Source organism: Quisquiliibacterium sp., assembly GCF_982640115.1.
On sequence record NZ_CEXFHW010000002.1, the window covers coordinates 44,535 to 59,925 of the forward strand.

Annotated in this window: 16 protein-coding genes; 12 read left to right on the top strand and 4 right to left on the bottom strand. The window is 70.2% G+C overall.

Translation table 11 applies throughout. The features are described from left to right. Together AC2H6A_RS00525 and AC2H6A_RS00530 are read left to right on the top strand one after the other, a co-directional pair. Nucleotides 1-780, top strand: a complete 780-nt coding sequence (locus AC2H6A_RS00525; protein ID WP_484271165.1) for a ParA family protein — start codon at nt 1-3, stop codon at nt 778-780. After that, nucleotides 773-1,708: a ParB/RepB/Spo0J family partition protein gene (locus AC2H6A_RS00530; protein WP_484271166.1), complete on the top strand. Its 936-nt coding sequence runs from the start codon at nt 773-775 to the stop codon at nt 1,706-1,708. Before AC2H6A_RS00525 ends, AC2H6A_RS00530 begins: the two co-directional genes overlap by 8 nt. Here AC2H6A_RS00530 and AC2H6A_RS00535 read toward each other — a convergent pair. The 3 genes from AC2H6A_RS00535 to AC2H6A_RS00545 form a co-directional block, all read right to left on the bottom strand. Beyond that, nucleotides 1,696-4,548 (bottom strand): putative bifunctional diguanylate cyclase/phosphodiesterase, encoded by a 2,853-nt coding sequence (locus AC2H6A_RS00535; protein WP_484271167.1) that lies wholly within the window; start codon nt 4,546-4,548, stop codon nt 1,696-1,698. The two genes, AC2H6A_RS00530 and AC2H6A_RS00535, sit on opposite strands and share 13 nt — an antisense overlap. Next, a complete protein-coding gene (locus tag AC2H6A_RS00540; protein WP_484271168.1) occupies nt 4,545-5,102 on the bottom strand; it encodes a prepilin-type N-terminal cleavage/methylation domain-containing protein in 558 nt (185 codons plus the stop codon). Before AC2H6A_RS00540 ends, AC2H6A_RS00535 begins: the two co-directional genes overlap by 4 nt. Before the next feature lie 97 nt (nt 5,103-5,199). Continuing rightward, on the bottom strand, nt 5,200-6,192 hold the full coding sequence (locus AC2H6A_RS00545; protein WP_484271169.1) for a Bug family tripartite tricarboxylate transporter substrate binding protein: 993 nt from the start codon (nt 6,190-6,192) through the stop codon (nt 5,200-5,202). Nucleotides 6,193-6,283: 91 nt separating this feature from the next. Here AC2H6A_RS00545 and AC2H6A_RS00550 point away from each other — a divergent pair, with 91 nt between their 5' ends. The 4 genes from AC2H6A_RS00550 to AC2H6A_RS00565 all read left to right on the top strand — a co-directional run bounded on the left by AC2H6A_RS00550 (nt 6,284) and on the right by AC2H6A_RS00565 (nt 9,883). Continuing rightward, a complete protein-coding gene (locus tag AC2H6A_RS00550; protein ID WP_484271170.1) occupies nt 6,284-7,159 on the top strand; it encodes an SDR family oxidoreductase in 876 nt (291 codons plus the stop codon). A 110-nt stretch (nt 7,160-7,269) separates the two neighbouring features. Then, nucleotides 7,270-7,878 carry a glutathione S-transferase gene (locus AC2H6A_RS00555; protein ID WP_484271171.1) on the top strand — a complete coding sequence of 203 codons (609 nt, stop codon included), beginning with the start codon at nt 7,270-7,272 and terminating at the stop codon, nt 7,876-7,878. A gap of 17 nt (nt 7,879-7,895) precedes the next feature. Beyond that, nucleotides 7,896-9,488 (top strand): AMP-binding protein, encoded by a 1,593-nt coding sequence (locus tag AC2H6A_RS00560; protein ID WP_484271172.1) that lies wholly within the window; start codon nt 7,896-7,898, stop codon nt 9,486-9,488. Beyond that, nucleotides 9,485-9,883: a PaaI family thioesterase gene (locus tag AC2H6A_RS00565; RefSeq protein ID WP_484271173.1), complete on the top strand. Its 399-nt coding sequence runs from the start codon at nt 9,485-9,487 to the stop codon at nt 9,881-9,883. Before AC2H6A_RS00560 ends, AC2H6A_RS00565 begins: the two co-directional genes overlap by 4 nt. A gap of 7 nt (nt 9,884-9,890) precedes the next feature. On the opposite strand, the gene AC2H6A_RS00570 is transcribed toward AC2H6A_RS00565, so the two are convergent. Beyond that, complete coding sequence (locus AC2H6A_RS00570) at nt 9,891-10,916, bottom strand: S1C family serine protease (protein WP_484271174.1); 1,026 nt, start codon at nt 10,914-10,916, stop codon at nt 9,891-9,893. Between the two features lie 202 nt (nt 10,917-11,118). Here AC2H6A_RS00570 and AC2H6A_RS00575 point away from each other — a divergent pair, with 202 nt between their 5' ends. From AC2H6A_RS00575 to atpA, 6 genes are all read left to right on the top strand, one after another. Then, nucleotides 11,119-11,526, top strand: a complete 408-nt coding sequence (locus tag AC2H6A_RS00575) for an ATP synthase subunit I (RefSeq protein WP_484271175.1) — start codon at nt 11,119-11,121, stop codon at nt 11,524-11,526. A 15-nt stretch (nt 11,527-11,541) separates the two neighbouring features. After that, nucleotides 11,542-12,387 carry a F0F1 ATP synthase subunit A gene (gene atpB / locus AC2H6A_RS00580; protein WP_484271176.1) on the top strand — a complete coding sequence of 282 codons (846 nt, stop codon included), beginning with the start codon at nt 11,542-11,544 and terminating at the stop codon, nt 12,385-12,387. 77 nt (nt 12,388-12,464) lie between these two features. Then, nucleotides 12,465-12,707 (top strand): F0F1 ATP synthase subunit C, encoded by a 243-nt coding sequence (gene atpE, locus AC2H6A_RS00585; RefSeq protein WP_484271177.1) that lies wholly within the window; start codon nt 12,465-12,467, stop codon nt 12,705-12,707. A 44-nt stretch (nt 12,708-12,751) separates the two neighbouring features. Continuing rightward, complete coding sequence (locus AC2H6A_RS00590) at nt 12,752-13,225, top strand: F0F1 ATP synthase subunit B (RefSeq protein ID WP_484271178.1); 474 nt, start codon at nt 12,752-12,754, stop codon at nt 13,223-13,225. Between the two features lie 9 nt (nt 13,226-13,234). Beyond that, nucleotides 13,235-13,768, top strand: a complete 534-nt coding sequence (locus tag AC2H6A_RS00595; protein WP_484271179.1) for a F0F1 ATP synthase subunit delta — start codon at nt 13,235-13,237, stop codon at nt 13,766-13,768. Nucleotides 13,769-13,814: 46 nt separating this feature from the next. Further along, nucleotides 13,815-15,356: a F0F1 ATP synthase subunit alpha gene (atpA, locus tag AC2H6A_RS00600; RefSeq protein WP_484271180.1), complete on the top strand. Its 1,542-nt coding sequence runs from the start codon at nt 13,815-13,817 to the stop codon at nt 15,354-15,356. The last annotated feature ends 35 nt before the right edge of the window (nt 15,357-15,391 follow it).

Here is a 15,391-nt window from a genome sequence, read left to right on the forward strand (position 1 = left end):
ATGTCACGCATCTTCGTCGTCGCCAATCAGAAGGGCGGGGTGGGCAAGACCACCACCACCGTCAACCTCGCCGCTGCGCTCGATCAGCTCGGCCAGCGGGTGCTGCTGGTCGACCTCGACCCGCAGGGCAATGCCACCATGGGCTGCGGCATCGACAAGCGCACCCTGCCGCGCTCGGTCTACCAGGTGCTGATCGGCCAGAGCGTGGTGGCCGAGGCCGCCCAGCCCACGCCGCATGGCGGCTTTCGGGTGCTGCCGGCCAACCGCGAACTGGCCGGCGCCGAGGTCGAGCTGGTCGACCTCGACCGCCGCGAGCTGCGCCTGCGCGATGCCCTGGCCGCGGTCAGCGCCGACTTCGATGTGGTGCTCATCGACTGCCCGCCCTCGCTCTCCATGCTCACCCTCAACGGCCTGTGCGCGGCTCATGGCGTGATCATCCCGATGCAGTGCGAGTACTACGCGCTGGAGGGTTTGTCAGACCTGGTCAACAGCATCAAGAAAGTGCACGCCAACTTCAACACCCGCCTGAAGGTGATCGGCCTGCTGCGGGTGATGTTCGATCCGCGCATGACGCTGTCGCAGCAGGTCTCCGAACAGCTCTCGCAGCACTTCGGCGACAAGGTCTTCAGGTCGATCATTCCCCGCAATGTCCGGCTCGCCGAGGCGCCCAGCCACGGCATGCCGGGCGTGGTCTTCGACCCCTCATCCAAGGGGGCGCGCGGCTATGTCGAGTTCGCCGCCGAACTCATCGAGCGCCTCCGGAGCCTCCCCGATGACTGACTCACCTCCCCGGCGCAAGCCGCCTGCCGCTGCCAAGCCCAAGGGGCTGGGGCGCGGCCTCGATGCCCTGCTCGGTGCCGATCTGCCGGTGGCCGGCACGGCCGCTGCTCCCGGCCCGGTGGCCACCCTGCCGGTGGCCCGCCTCCAGGCCGGCCGCTACCAGCCGCGATCGCGCATGGATGAATCCGCCCTGCAGGAGCTGGCCGATTCCATCCGCCAGCACGGCGTGATGCAGCCCATCCTGGTGCGGCCGCTCGAGTCGCATCGCTACGAGATCATCGCCGGCGAGCGCCGCTTCCGCGCCGCCCAGATCGCCGGTCTCGACGAGGTGCCGGTGCTGGTGCGCGAGGTGGCCGACGAGCAGGCGCTGGCCATGGCCCTGATCGAGAACATCCAGCGCGAAGACCTCAATCCGCTGGAGGAGGCCCAGGCCATCCGCCGGCTGATCGACGAGTTCAGCTACTCGCACGAGCAGGCTGCCGAGGCGATCGGGCGTTCGCGCAGCGCCACCTCCAACCTGCTGCGCCTGCTCAACCTGGCCGAGCCGGTGCAGGCCTTGCTGCTGGCGGGCGACATCGACATGGGCCATGCCCGGGCCCTGCTGGCGGTCGATCGGGCGGCGCAGATCATGCTGGCCCACGAGGTGGTCGAGAAGCGCCTGACCGTGCGCGAGACCGAGAAGCGGGTGCTGCAGCACCAGCGCGCCCAGGATCCCGCCGCCAGCGCGCCGCGCGCGGCAGGCGGCCGCCGGCCCGATCCCGATGTGCAGCGTCTGCAGACCCGGCTGGCCGATGCCCTCGCCGCCGAGGTGAGCATCCGCGTGGGTGCCCGCGGTCGGGGCCAGCTGGTGATCGGGTTCTCCGGCCCCGAGCAGTTCCAGGGTCTGCTCGAGCGTCTGGGCCTGGGCGAGGGCGATCAGGCCGACTGAGACACGGGCAGCCGCGCCCCGGCCCGCGTGGCGCCCGCGGGTCCGAGGGGCGCGATGGGATTGCTCAGCACATAGTCGGCAAAGGCCGGCCCGCTCATCGACTTGCTGAACACCCAGCCCTGCAGCAGGTCGGCGCCCCAGCCGGCGAGCAGCACCCGGTGCTCGGGCTTTTCCACGCCCTCGGCCACCACCTCCTTGCGCAGGGCGTGCAGCATGCCGATGGCCGAGCGCGCCAGGTCACGCGCTTCCTGGCTCTCGAGCAGGTCGGTCAGGAAGCTGCGGTCGAGCTTGATCGAGTCCACCGGCAGCCGCTTCAGGTAGGTGAGCGAGGAGTAGCCGGTGCCGAAGTCATCCAGCGCCAGGCTCAGGCCCATCGCCGCGAGCGCATTGAGCCGCTGCTCCACCTCGCGCGGCTCGTCCATCAGCAGGCTCTCGGTGATCTCGAGCTTCAGGCCGCTGGCGGGCATGCCGGTCTGCGCGAGCACCTCGCGCACTTCATCGACGAAGTCGGGCCTCTGGAACTGGTGCACCGACACATTCACGCTCACCACCGACACCGGCACGCCGTCGCGGCGCCACTGCATGAACTGGCGGCAGGCCTCGCGCAGCACCCAGCTGCCGATCGGCGAGATCAATCCGGTTTCCTCGGCCAGCGGAATGAATCGGCCGGGCGGAACCATGCCGCGCTCGGGATGCTGCCAGCGGATCAGGGCCTCGCAGCCCTGGACGACGCCGGAGCGGGCCTGCACCAGCGGCTCGTAGTGCAGCAGGAACTCGCCATTCGCCAGGGCCCGCCGCATCTCGGTATCCATCGCGGCGCGGTGCACCGCCTCGGCCTCCATGTCAGCCAGGTAGATCGCCACCGAGCCCTGGCCCCTGGCCTTGGCGCGGTACATGGCCATGTCGGCGTGGCGCAGCAGCTCGGCGGGGTCATTGCCCTGGTCGGGATAGCTGGCGATGCCGATGCAGGCATTGATGTAGCGGTTCGCGCCGGCGAGATCGAAGGGCCGGGCGAGCGTGGCCACCAGCTGTTCGGCCTGCGCCCGCGCGGCGTCATCGTCCACGGCCGAGAGCGCGAGCGCGAACTCGTCGCCCCCCAGGCGGGCCACCACGCCGCGTTCGCCCAGGGTCTCGCGCAGCCGGCGCCCGACCTCGCCGAGCATGCGGTCGCCGGCGGCATGGCCGAGGCTGTCGTTGATGTGGGAGAAGCCGTCCAGATCGACGAAGAGCACCGTCTCGCGGCGGCTTTCCTCACGGGCCTGGCTCAGCCGTTGGCCGAGCTGCTCCAGGAAATTCGGTCGGTTGGGCAGGCCGGTGAGCGAGTCGATGTTGGCGCGCACTTCCAGCAGGGCGGCGCGCCGTGCAGACTCCAGGCCCACCGCCAGCCGGCCAGCCAGCCCGGTGATCAGGGCCTGCTCGGCGGGCGTGACAGGCGCGGTCGCGGCACGGGCGGCGAGCAGCGCCCCGGCCATCAGGCCGTTGGCGATCACCGGCTCCAGCTGCGCGGGGAGGTCTGGCGCAGGCCGCAGGGGCTGCGCGCCGGGGGGCTCATCCGAAGTCATGACCCGGCTGCCGCCGGCGGCGCATTGCGCCAGCCATTCGGTCTCGGGGGCTGCTGCCAGCCATGCCTGCCGCTGGCGGCCGTCGCCCCGGCAGAGCCACCAGCCGTCTTCCTCGGCCACCGCCACCATCACCGCAGCACCGGGCATGCCGCGCACCATCAGGTCCCGTGCAATGCCGGCAATCTCCCGGACCGGCCGACCCTCCAGGATGAGCTGGTCGATCCGGGCGAGCGCACCCAGGGTGTCGAACTGCTGGGCGAGGCCCTCGGCCATGCGGTTGAACGAGTGGCCGAGCCGGGTGAATTCATTGTCCCCGCTGAGCGCCACCCGATGGGCGAAGTCCCGTTCGGCCAGCCGTTCGGTGGCCTGGGTGAGGGACTGCAGCGGCCCCAGGGTTCGTCTGACCGCCACCAGCGCGAGCAGCAGCGCGCTCATCAGTGCCAGCAGGGCGGCAGGCAGGACCGCCTGGTTGAGCCGGTTCTCCGCGGAGCGGGCGATCCGCACCGGCTGGGTGAGCACCAGAAGCCAGCTCTCGGTGTCGAACCGGGACTTCAGGAAGACCTCGCCGAAGACGCTGCTCTGGTCCTCCTCACCGGTCCAGTCCACCCGACCCAGGAGCTGATCGGCCGGCCGGCCGGCAAGCTGATCCAGCACGCTGCGCGGCAGTGGGCGCTCACAATGCATTGGCTGGGTCCGGGCGTCCAGGGCGCAGAAGGCGGCGTTGGCGGCCTGCAGATCGGTGCCTGCCCACAGCACGGAGCGGCTCAGTCGCAGTGCCAGCGCGGCTGCGTCGGCCACGGCGGCATCCGCCCGCAGCAGCCAGATCTCGGCGGGCTCGGCGCCGGCGGCGTTCAGCACCACCAGTCGGCCGCGTCCCGGCCGCGGGCGGTCCTGCGACGCGAGCGCCGCTGGCGGCTCGCCGCTCTGGCCGGGCAGGGCCCAGGCCGGCGCTCCCGCGGCCGGCAGGCGGGCCACCCGGTCGAAGGGCGAGGCCGGATCCGTGAGCAGTCCGGCGAGGTCCTGGCGCTCGATCCGGCTCGCCGCCATCCCGTCGTAGGCGGCGAGCCGCTCCATCATCACCTGGGTGAGCGACTCGATGGACTCACCCAGCGCCGCGTAATGACGGGCACGCAGCGCCTCGCGCGCCTGATGCTGGCCGACGCCCAGGGTGATCGCCGCCGGCAGGATGCCCAGCAGCAGGAAAGCCAGCAGCATGCGCCGGGCCACCCGGGTACCGAGCGCACTGCCCAGCCAGGCCCGTGCGGTCGGCTGGCTCACTTGCTGGACGCCGTGGCGTCGAGGTCTTTCGCGAAGCCGGTGAACCGGCCGTTCAGGCCGCGAACCACATCGTCGAGCGCCTTGTCATCGGAGACAACTTTCGAGGTCTCCCCGTCCCTGCCGATGCTGTAGAGGTCGTAGTCGGTGTTCAGCGGCTTGAGATTCTTGCGCTGCCGCGCCTGGCCATTGCCCCTCTCGGTCTCGAGGTTGAAGTACTGGTAGGCACGGCCCCAGGGGTCGGCGACGCTGCCGCGGCCGATTTCGTCGAGGCTGTCGGGGAGCCGCCGGTTGTTCAGTTCGAAGCTCTTGATCCGGTTGGAGATCTCGAGGATGTCGCTCACGGCGGTGGCCGCCTTGGCGCGGTCGAGGTAGCGGTCGTAGGCGCGGACCGCAAAGGTGGCGATCAGGGCGACAATGCCCACGGCCACCATGACTTCCAGCATGGTGTAGCCGAGTTCACGCAGGCGGGCGCGGCGTCGGACAACCTCGTCGTCGATGCTTGTACTGGCGGGCAGCGCGCCGGGGTGCCGGGGCTCGGGCGGAATGTCGCTCATGGACGGGATGATCGGTCGCGGCCTGCGCGGCTGACCAGCGGGCCGGGATGGAAGGCCCGCGGGTCCGGCCGAACGGCCCGGGGGCGCCGACCCCGCCTCACTGCATGGTGAGGCCGGTCTCGCGCACGAAACGGGCCCAGCGCTCGGTCTCGCGCGCCACCATGGCATCCACCTCGGCGGGTGTGCCCGGCGGCAGGGGGCTGCCGCCGATGGTCTCGATGCGGGCGATCACCTCGGGGTCGGCCAGCGCCCGGGCCACTTCGGCTGCCAGCCGCTGCAGGGCAGGGCGGGGCGTGCCCGCCGGCGCCATGAAGGCGTACCACGAGATGACCGGCGCCTCGGGGAACCCGGCCTCGGCGAGCGTGGGCAGATCGGGGAACTGCGGGTTGCGGGCCGGCGCCACCACCGCCAGCGCCCGCATCTTGCCGGCCTTGACATGCGGTGCGGCCACGCCGAAGGGCATCAGCGCGAACTCGATCCGGCCCGCGATCAGGTCGGGCACCACCGGCGGATAGCCCTTGTAGCCCACCGAGGTGAGCTGGATGCCGGTCTGCTTGCGCAACATCTCCACCCCCAGGGTCTGCGAGGTGCCGTTGCCGGCATTGGCGTAGTTGAACTGGCCCGGTCGGGCGCGGGCCAGCGCGACGAAGTCCTTCAGGCTGCGGGCCTCGACGCTGTTGGCCACCACCACCAGATTGGGCACCTGGCCCAGCATGGCGATGCCGGCGAAGTCGCGCGAGGGATGCCACGACAGCTTCTGGAAGGCGGGCAGCGTCACATGCGAGAGCGTGGCCAGCAGCAGGGTGTGGCCGTCGGCATCGGCGCGTGCCACCGCTTCGGTGCCGATGCTGCCGCCTGCGCCCGGTCGGGCCTCGACCACCACCGGCTGGCCGAGCGTGGCGGCGAGCCGGTCGGTGACGGCCCGCGCCATCAGGTCGACGATGCCGCCGCCCGGGAAGGGCACGATGATCCGCACGGGCTTGCTCGGCGACCAGGCCGCCGGCGACTGGGCCCACGCCGGCGTCTGCGCGGCGACCAGGCTCAGCACGAGGCCCAGGGTGATCAGGATTCGGATGACGAGCGGTTTCATGCGTTTCCTTCGGGAGGTGGCGGCCAACCCCGGCCGCGCCTTTCCATGATGCAATCAGTGCCCGTCAGCATGCATCCCCGAGGCGACCGCCATGTTCCAGAACGCTCTCTTCCAGGGCCACCGCATCCTCGTCACCGGTGGCGGCACCGGCCTGGGCAAGGCCATGGCCGGCCGCCTGCTGCAGCTGGGCGCCGGCATCGTGATCTGCGGCCGCCGCAAGGGCGTGCTCGATGCCACCGCCGCCGAGCTCATGGCGCAGCACGGTGGCCAGGTCGATACCGTGGCCTGCGATGTGCGCGATGCCGCGGCGGTCGACGAAATGATGGACGACATCTTCGCCGCGGGCCCGCTCACCGGCCTCATCAACAACGCTGCCGGCAACTTCATCAGCCGCACCGAAGACCTCTCGCCGCGGGGCTTCGACGCCGTGGCCAACACCGTCATGCACGGCACCTTCTATGTCACCCATGCCGCCGGCCGGCGCTGGATCGCGGCCGGGCGCAAGGGCACGGTGCTTTCGATCATCGTCACCTGGGTCTGGACCGGATCGCCCTTTGTCGTGCCCTCGGCCATGTCCAAGGCCGGCATCGACGTCATGACCAAGTCGCTGGCGGTGGAGTGGGGCCGTCACGGCATCCGCCTGAACGCCATCGCCCCCGGCATCTTCCCCACCGAGGGCGCAGGCGCCCGGCTGCGGCCGGTGCCCGGCACCCCCGGGGTCGAGACCACCCACAATCCCATGGGCCGGCTCGGCCGCATGGAAGAGCTCACCGACCTGGCGGCCTTCCTGATGGCGCCGGGCTGCGAGTGGCTCACCGGCCAGACCATCGCCATCGACGGGGCCAACTGGTTGGCCAATGGCGCGTACTTCAAGCAGTATCTCGACTGGACGGACGAGCAGTGGGCGCAGGCCCGCGCCCGCATCAAGGAAGCCAACGACCGCGACAAGGCGCAGCGCTCCACCTGAGCCCACCGGCCTCGCGCGGCGCCTCGACGCCGCGCCCTCTGCCCGCCTGCCCCGCCTGCCGCCTGCCCTGTTTGCTGCCTGCCCCGAAACCCCCCGCCAGGAACGCCGCCATGAAGCTCTTCCATTCCCCCGCCTCGCCCTATGTCCGCAAGTGCATGGTGGTTGCCCATGAAACCGGCCTGGCCGCGCGCATCGAGCTGCTGCCCTCGGCTGCCCACCCGGTCAATCGCGATCGCAGCATCGTCGAGCGCAATCCCCTGGGCAAGGTGCCCACGCTGATCACCGACGAGGGCGATGCCCTCTACGACAGCCGCGTGATCTGCGAGTACCTCGATGCCCGCGCCGGCGCGCGGCTTTTCCCGGCGGCCGGCCCGGCACGCTGGCGCGCGCTCACCGACCAGGCGCTGGGCGACGGCATCCTCGACGCGGCGCTGCTGGTGCGCTACGAGACCGGCGTGCGGCCCGAGCCGCTGCGCTGGTCCGACTGGAGCGCCGGCCAGCTCGACAAGATCCACACCGGCCTGGCCCGCGTCGAGGCGCAGGCCGAGGGCCTGGCCGACCGGGTCGACATCGGCACCATCACGCTCGGCTGCGTGCTCGGCTACCTCGACCTGCGCTTCCCCCAGCTCGCCTGGCGCGAGGGCCATCCCCGCACCGCGGCCTGGTTCGAGGGCTTCAACGCCCGGCCGTCCATGCAGGCCACCGTCCCGAAGGCCTGAGGCCCGCCGATCCGGCCATGACCCTCACCGAGCTGCTCGCCCGTCACCCCCGGCCGCACGAGCCCGCGGTCCACGACCGCGATCGCCCGGTCACCCCGGCCATGCTCGCCGACGAGAGCGCGCGGCTGGCGGGTGCCCTGCACGCGCTGGGCGTGGGCCGTGGCGATCGGGTGGCGGTGTGGCTGCCCAATGCCACCGCCTGGCTGGCCGCCTTCTTCGCCTGCGCGCGGCTGGGCGCGATCGCGGTGGCCGTGAACACCCGCTTCCGCTCCGCCGAGCTCGCCGACATCCTCGGGCGCTCGGGCTCGCGGGTGCTGCTCACCTGGCCGGCCTTCACCCGGGCCGATTTCGTGGCCACCCTGGCCGGCTGCCCGGCCGAGTCGCTCGCCGCCCTCGAGGCGGTCATCGCCTACGACGAAGACGAGCCGCAGGCCGCAGCCCGGCTGGCCGAGCTGCGCGCCGCGCTGCCCGCCCGGGCGCGGCTCAGCCGCTACGCGTCGTGCGTGGCCGGCGAGCCCTTCCCGCATGATCTTGCCGAGCCGCAGCTGGGCTGCGCCATCTTCACCACCTCGGGCACCACCAAGGCGCCCAAGTTCGTGCTGCACGACCAGCGCACCCTGGTCGGCCACGCCGGTGATGTGGTGCGCGCCTGGGGCATCGACGCGTCCTCCTCCATGCTGCTCGCGCCACCCCTCTGTGGCGTGTTCGGCGTGTGCAACGCGCTGGCCATGCTGGCGGCCGGGCGGCCCTTCGCCATGATGCCGGCCTGGGATGCGCGGCTGGCCGCCGAGCTGATCGCGCGCCACCAGTGCACGCACATGAACGCCACCGACGAGGCGATCGACCAGCTGCTGGCCTTGCATGAGCGCACGCCGGCCTACCCCAGCCTGCGCTTCGTGGGCTACGCCGCCTTCAATCCGGCGCTGGCCGACCTTTTCGAGCGCGCCGACGCCCGCGGGCTGCGGGTGGTGGGGCTGTATGGCATCAGCGAGATCCAGGCGCTGTTCTCGCGCCAGTCCGAGCACGCCCCGCCCGAGGAGCGCCGTCTGGCGGGAGGGCGCCCGGTGAGCCCGCTCGCGCAGGTGCGTGCCCGTGACCCCGAGACCGGCCGGGTGCTGCCCCATGGCGAGTCGGGCGAGCTCGAGTTCCTCGCCCCCGGTTCGATCATGGTCGAGTACTTCGGCAACCCGCAGGCCACCGCGCAGGCCCGCGATGCCGAGGGCTGGTACCGCTCCGGCGACCTCGGCTACACCACTGCCGACGGCCGTTTCGTGTTCCTCGCCCGCATCGGCGATTCGCTGCGCCTCGGCGGCTTCCTGGTCAGCCCGGCCGAGATCGAGGAGTGCGTGCAGCAGGTGCCTGGCATCGACGGCTGCCAGGTGGTGGGCGTGACCACTGCGGGCGCGCTGCGGCCGGTGGCCTTCGTCACGCTGCGGCCCGGCGCCGTGCTCGACGAGGCGGCGGTCTGCGCGCATGTGGCCGCGCGCCTGGCGCGCTACAAGGTGCCGACGCGGGTGTTCGCCATCGATGCCTTTCCGGTCACCGAGGGCACCAACGCCACCAAGATCCAGAAGCACCGACTGCGTGACCTTGCCCAGGAGCGCCTGTGACCGACATCGCCGCCCTCGAAGCCCGCCTGCGCGGGCTGTTCTCCGACCTCATCGGCCTTACCCTCGTCCAGGCCGAGCCCGACAGGGTGGTGGCCACCCTGCGGGTGCGGCCCGACCTCTGCACCGCCGGCGGCATCCTGCACGGCGGCGCGATCATGGCCTTTGCCGACACGCTGGGCGCGGTGGCCACGGTGCTCAACATCCCCGAGAGCGCCGGCACCGCCACCATCGAGTCCAAGACCAATTTCTTTCGCCCCGCACCGGTCGAGACCACGGTCACCGGCACCACCACGCCGCTGAACAAGGGCCGTCGTACCCAGACCTGGGAAACCCGCGTGACCAGCGCCGAGGGCAAGCTGGTGGCGGTGGTCACGCAGACCCAGATGGTGCTCTGAGCCGGCCTCACACCCCGGTGGGTCGCGCCAGGGTCTCGGCGCGGTCCACCGAGCGCACCGGCAGCTCGCGCACCTCGCCGCCCTTGAGCAGCCGCAGCGTGACCTCGGTGCCGGCCGGCCCCAGGCCCCAGAGCCGCCGGTAGAAATCGGCCTGGCCGGCCACCCGCTGGCCGCCCACCGACAGCACGATGTCGCCGGGATCCACGCCGGCGCGCTCGGCCGGGCTGCCGCGCGAGACCCGCACCACCATCAGGTTGCCGCGGACGAACTCCGTGCTCATGCCCAGCCAGGGCTGCGCCGGTGCCGCGCGCCGGCCCTGCGCGAGCAGGTCGGCCATGATCGGCTTGAGCAGGTTCACCGGCACGAAGAGATTGCCCGGCAGGCCGCGGCGGTCTTCGCCGGCGTCGTTCACCACCAGCGAGCCGATGCCCACCAGCCGGCCGTCGCCGGCGATCAGCGCGGCGCCGCTCCAGTTGTTCACCGGCGGGAAGGTGAAGATCGGCCGCTCCAGCAGGTATTCCCAGCTGCCCGCGAAGGGCTTGCGCGACACCACCACCAGCTCGGTGGCCTCGCGCTCACCCTGGCCCACGGTGAGCACGGTGTCGCGCTCGGCCACCCGGTCGGAATCGCCGAGCTCCAGCACGGGCAGGCCCAGGGGCAGCGCGGTGCGCACCAGCCCGAAACCGCTGGCATGGTCGTAGCCGGCCACCGTGGCCGGCAGGCGCCGGCCATCGCCGGTGGTGACCTCCACGGTCTCGGTCTCGAGCAGCAGGTAGCCGATGGTGAGCACCAGCCGCTCGCCGATGATCACGCCCGAGCCGCTGCGCCGCGGGCCGAGCGAGGCGGCGCTGGGCGCGTCGGCGATCGCGGTGGCATCCACGCGCACCACGGCGGCCACGGCAGCCGCGCGTCGCGCGGGATCGGTCGGGACGGAACCCTGGGCCGCGCCGGGTTGCGCGGGCGATTGCGCGTGCAGGGGGGCGGCGCCGAGCAGGCAGGCGCACAGGCAAAGCTTCCAGGCGAGGGCGCGCATGACGGTCTCCGCGTCGAAGGGAACGATGGCGGATCATGCGCCGCCCGGGCTGCGGGCGGATGCTGCGGCGCAACGCCGCGTGGGGTCTTTGGTCCTCCGGCCGGGCCGTCGCGGACAGCGCGCAGCAGGGTCTGATTTGACCCCCTTGGGGCAAACCCTTAAAATCTCAAGTCTTTGCCTGTCGCAAGCCGACGCAACAATCATGTTTGCTGCCGTGGGTTTGCAGGTTGGAGCCGTCAGTGTGCTCGGTGTTCTCACCGGGCTGGCGTTCAACTGGACGAGCGCGTTTTTTTTCGCGCTCGGCGGCATGGCGGCGGTGGTTCCCAACGGGTTGTTCGCCCTGAGGCTCGCCCTGCAGAAAGGTCGCTCGCCGGAGTCCTACCCGGCGGTGTTCTTCCTGGGCGAGTTCGCCAAGATCGGCCTTACCGCCGGTCTGCTGGCCTGGGTGGTTCATGTCATGCCCGAGGTCCGGTGGTTGCCACTGGTCCTGGGCCTGATCGTGGCCCTGAAGGTGCCGCTGTTCGCGCTGCTGCTGGTCCGGGATGCGCCACTGAACTGGCCGCCCCGGGGCAGTGGTCCTGAAGTACCGAGGTCGTCAACGGATACCTAGAAGCACACAGAAGCCATGGCAGCCGACGCTCACGCCCCCACCCCCTCCGAGTACATCGTCCATCACCTCACCCATTTCAATGGCACCGGTGAGGCGCAGAAGTCCATCGTCGACTTCTCGGTGGTCAACTGGGACACGGTGTTCTTCTCGGTCCTGCTCGCCGCGCTCACCGCCTTCCTTCTGGCCCGTGCCGCCAGCAAGGTCACTTCGGGCGTGCCGGGCCGTTTCGTGGGCGCCATCGAGTCGCTGGTCGAGTTCGTGCACGAGCAGGCGCGCTCCATCGTCAAGGGCGACATCTCCTACATCGCGCCGCTGGCGCTGACCTCGTTCGTCTGGATCGTCCTGATGAACGCCATGGACTTCCTGCCGCTCGATCTGCTGCCCAAGCTCTGGGAAGGCTACTACGCCGCCACCGGTCGCGATCCGCACCATGCCTATCTGCGCGTGGTGCCCACGGCCGACCTCAACGGCACGCTGTCGCTGTCCATCGTGGTGCTGTGCGCGTCGATCTACTACGGCATCAAGATCAAGCACCCGGGCGGCTTCATCCATGAGCTGTTCTCGGCGCCCTTCGGCAGCGGCATCCTGCTGGCCCCCTTCAACTTCGCGCTGCAGCTCATCGAGTACGCCGCGAAGACCGTGTCGCTCGGCATGCGGCTGTTCGGCAACATGTTTGCCGGCGAGCTGGTGTTCATGCTGATCGCGCTGCTCGGCGCCACCGCCACCTGGTGGGGTTTCGGCCTGCACTTCCTCACGGGTCTGGGCTGGGCCATCTTCCACATCCTGATCGTCGTGCTGCAGGGCTTCATCTTCATGATGCTCACCCTGGTGTACATCGGCCAGGCCCACGAGGGCCACTGACCGGCCGGTCCGCCGCCGCTTCCGCTTCACCCCTTTTCAACCTCAAGTTCCTGTCGCTTTCAAACCAAGGAGTCATCATGACCAACGTCGCTCTGGTTGCCATCGCTTGCGGTCTCATCATCGGTCTGGGCGCGCTCGGCGCGTGCATCGGGATCGGCATGATGGGTGGCAAGTACATCGAAGGCGCCGCCCGCCAGCCCGAACTCATGGACAAGCTGCAGACCAAGATGTTCCTGCTCGCCGGTCTGATCGACGCCGCGTTCCTGATCGGCGTGGGTATCGCGATGATGTTCGCCTTCGCCAACCCGTTCAAAGGCTGAACCGGGTTCCATCCTCCCGACTTCTCCAGTAAAGGAAGTCAGTCGTGAACATCAATGCGACGTTGATCGTCCAGATCGTCGTCTTCGTGGCGCTCTGGTGGTTCACCGCCAGGTTCGTCTGGCCGCCGATCACCCGGTCCCTCGATGAGCGCAGCAAGCGCATCGCCGACGGTCTGGCGGCTGCCGACAAGGCCAAGGCAGATCTTGCCTCGGCCGAGCGCCGCGTGGCCGACGAGCTCAAGCAGGCCCGCGACGGCGCGGCCGAAGTGCGTTCGGGTGCCGAGCGCCAGGCGGGCCAGCTGCTCGAAGAAGCCCGCGCCGAAGCCGGCCGGATCGTGGCGGCGGCCAAGAAGGCCGCAGAAGACGAAGCCGCCCTGGCCGCCCAGCGCGCCAAGGACCAGCTTCGTGATCAGGTCGCCCAGCTGGCGGTTGCCGGTGCCGAGCGCATCCTGCGCCGCGAGATCGACGCGAACCGTCACGCCGATCTGCTGGCCGACCTGAAGAACGAACTGCGCTAGGACCCGAGCATGGCCGAGTCACTCACCATCGCCCGCCCCTACGCCGAAGCGGTCTTCAAGCTGGCCCGTGACGCGGGTTCGCTGCCTTCGTGGTCCGATGCCCTGTCGCGTCTGGCCTCGGTGGCCGGCAACGACGCCGCGCGCGAACTGCTGAGCAACCCCCGGCTGAGCACCGCCCAGGTGGCGCAGCTGGTGGCCGAGACCTGCGGGCAGCTCGAGCCGCAGCAGTTCAACTTCGTGCAGGTGCTGGCCGAGAACGAGCGGTTGTCGGTCCTGCCGGACATCGCCCGGCACTTCGAGACCCTGCGAAGCGGTCACGAGAACATCGTCGACGCCCATGTCACCTCGGCGTTTCCGCTCACCGACGCCCAGGTGGCCGAGGTGACCGGCACGCTGCAGGCGAAGTACGGCCGGCAGGTGAAGGTCAAGGTATCGGTCGATGCCGATCTCATCGGAGGGGTCTCCGTGCGGGTCGGCGACGAGGTCATGGATGCGTCGGTGCGCGGCAAGCTCGCGCAGCTGGCAGGCGTGCTGAAGGCATAACGCGGCGGCTTTTCACCGGCGCGCACCAAGGAATCAGGAGAGTCTCATGCAGCTCAATCCGGCTGAGATCAGCGAACTTCTCAAGACCAAGATCCAGAATCTGCAGGTGTCCGCGGACACCCGCAACCAGGGCACCGTGGTGTCCGTCACCGACGGCATCTGCCGCATCCATGGTCTGTCCAATGTGATGCAGGGCGAGATGATCGAGTTCCCCGGCAACACCTTCGGCCTGGCGCTGAACCTCGAGCGCGACTCGGTGGGCGCGGTGGTGCTCGGCGAATACGAGCACATCTCCGAAGGCGACACCGTCAAGGCCACCGGCCGCATTCTCGATGTGCCGGTGGGCCCCGAGCTCATCGGTCGCGTGGTCAACTCGCTCGGCCAGCCGATCGATGGCAAGGGCCCGATCAACGCCAAGCTCACCGACGTGATCGAGAAGGTTGCGCCGGGCGTGATCGCGCGCCAGTCGGTCTCGCAGCCGGTGCAGTCGGGCCTGAAGGCCATCGACGCCATGGTGCCGGTCGGCCGCGGCCAGCGCGAGCTGATCATCGGTGACCGCCAGACCGGCAAGACCGCGGTGGCCATCGACACCATCATCAACCAGAAGGGCAAGGGCCTGTACTGCGTGTACGTGGCCATCGGCCAGAAGGCCTCCACCGTGGCCAACGTGGTGCGCAAGCTCGAAGAGAACGGCGCCATGGCCTACACCATCGTGGTGGCCGCCACCGCCTCCGAGTCTGCGGCCATGCAGTACATCGCCGCCTACTCGGGCTGCACCATGGGCGAGTATTTCCGCGACCGTGGCGAAGACGCCCTGATCGTCTACGACGACCTGTCCAAGCAGGCCGTGGCCTATCGTCAGGTCTCGCTGCTGCTGCGCCGCCCGCCGGGCCGTGAAGCCTACCCGGGTGACGTGTTCTACCTGCACTCCCGCCTGCTCGAGCGCGCCGCCCGCGTGAACGCCGACTATGTCGAGAAGTTCACCAACGGCGAGGTCAAGGGCAAGACCGGCTCGCTCACGGCGCTGCCGGTCATCGAGACCCAGGCCGGTGACGTGTCGGCCTTCGTGCCGACCAACGTGATCTCCATCACCGACGGTCAGATCTTCCTCGAGACCGACCTCTTCAACGCCGGCATCCGGCCCGCCATCAACGCCGGCATCTCGGTGTCGCGGGTGGGCGGCGCCGCCCAGACCGACATCATCAAGAAGCTCGGTGGTGGCGTGCGTCTGGCGCTCGCGCAATACCGTGAGCTGGCGGCCTTCGCGCAGTTCGCCTCCGACCTCGACGAAGCTACCCGCAAGCAGCTCGAGCGCGGTCGTCTGGTCACCGAGCTGATGAAGCAGCCCCAGTACCAGCCGCTGCAGGTCTGGGAGATGGCCCTCACGCTGTTCGGCATCAACAACGGTTACTTCGACGATGTCGAGGTCGCCAAGGCCCTCGCGGCCGAGAAGGCGCTGCGCGAACATGCCCGTGCCAAGTTCGGCGGGCTGGTCGAGGCGATCGAGCGCGACAAGAAGTTCAGCAAGGAGATCGAGGCGCAGATGCACGAGCTCCTGAAGGACTTCAAGAAGACCGGCGCTTACTGACGCAGCTCCCACGGACGGCGCCCCGCCGCGGCGGG

What these genes read in the sequence shown, in the direction of transcription:
- AC2H6A_RS00525 (WP_484271165.1), top strand. Translation starts at nt 1, where the DNA reads ATGTCACGCATCTTCGTCGTCGCCAATCAGAAGGGCGGGGTGGGCAAG.
- AC2H6A_RS00540 (WP_484271168.1), bottom strand. Translation starts at nt 5,102, where the DNA reads ATGAGCGACATTCCGCCCGAGCCCCGGCACCCCGGCGCGCTGCCCGCC.
- AC2H6A_RS00555 (WP_484271171.1), top strand. Translation starts at nt 7,270, where the DNA reads ATGAAGCTCTTCCATTCCCCCGCCTCGCCCTATGTCCGCAAGTGCATG.
- AC2H6A_RS00595 (WP_484271179.1), top strand. Translation starts at nt 13,235, where the DNA reads ATGGCCGAGTCACTCACCATCGCCCGCCCCTACGCCGAAGCGGTCTTC.
- AC2H6A_RS00530 (WP_484271166.1), top strand. Translation starts at nt 773, where the DNA reads ATGACTGACTCACCTCCCCGGCGCAAGCCGCCTGCCGCTGCCAAGCCC.
- AC2H6A_RS00545 (WP_484271169.1), bottom strand. Translation starts at nt 6,192, where the DNA reads ATGAAACCGCTCGTCATCCGAATCCTGATCACCCTGGGCCTCGTGCTG.
- AC2H6A_RS00575 (WP_484271175.1), top strand. Translation starts at nt 11,119, where the DNA reads ATGTTTGCTGCCGTGGGTTTGCAGGTTGGAGCCGTCAGTGTGCTCGGT.
- AC2H6A_RS00550 (WP_484271170.1), top strand. Translation starts at nt 6,284, where the DNA reads ATGTTCCAGAACGCTCTCTTCCAGGGCCACCGCATCCTCGTCACCGGT.
- atpB (WP_484271176.1), top strand. Translation starts at nt 11,542, where the DNA reads ATGGCAGCCGACGCTCACGCCCCCACCCCCTCCGAGTACATCGTCCAT.
- atpA (WP_484271180.1), top strand. Translation starts at nt 13,815, where the DNA reads ATGCAGCTCAATCCGGCTGAGATCAGCGAACTTCTCAAGACCAAGATC.
- AC2H6A_RS00560 (WP_484271172.1), top strand. Translation starts at nt 7,896, where the DNA reads ATGACCCTCACCGAGCTGCTCGCCCGTCACCCCCGGCCGCACGAGCCC.
- atpE (WP_484271177.1), top strand. Translation starts at nt 12,465, where the DNA reads ATGACCAACGTCGCTCTGGTTGCCATCGCTTGCGGTCTCATCATCGGT.
- AC2H6A_RS00570 (WP_484271174.1), bottom strand. Translation starts at nt 10,916, where the DNA reads ATGCGCGCCCTCGCCTGGAAGCTTTGCCTGTGCGCCTGCCTGCTCGGC.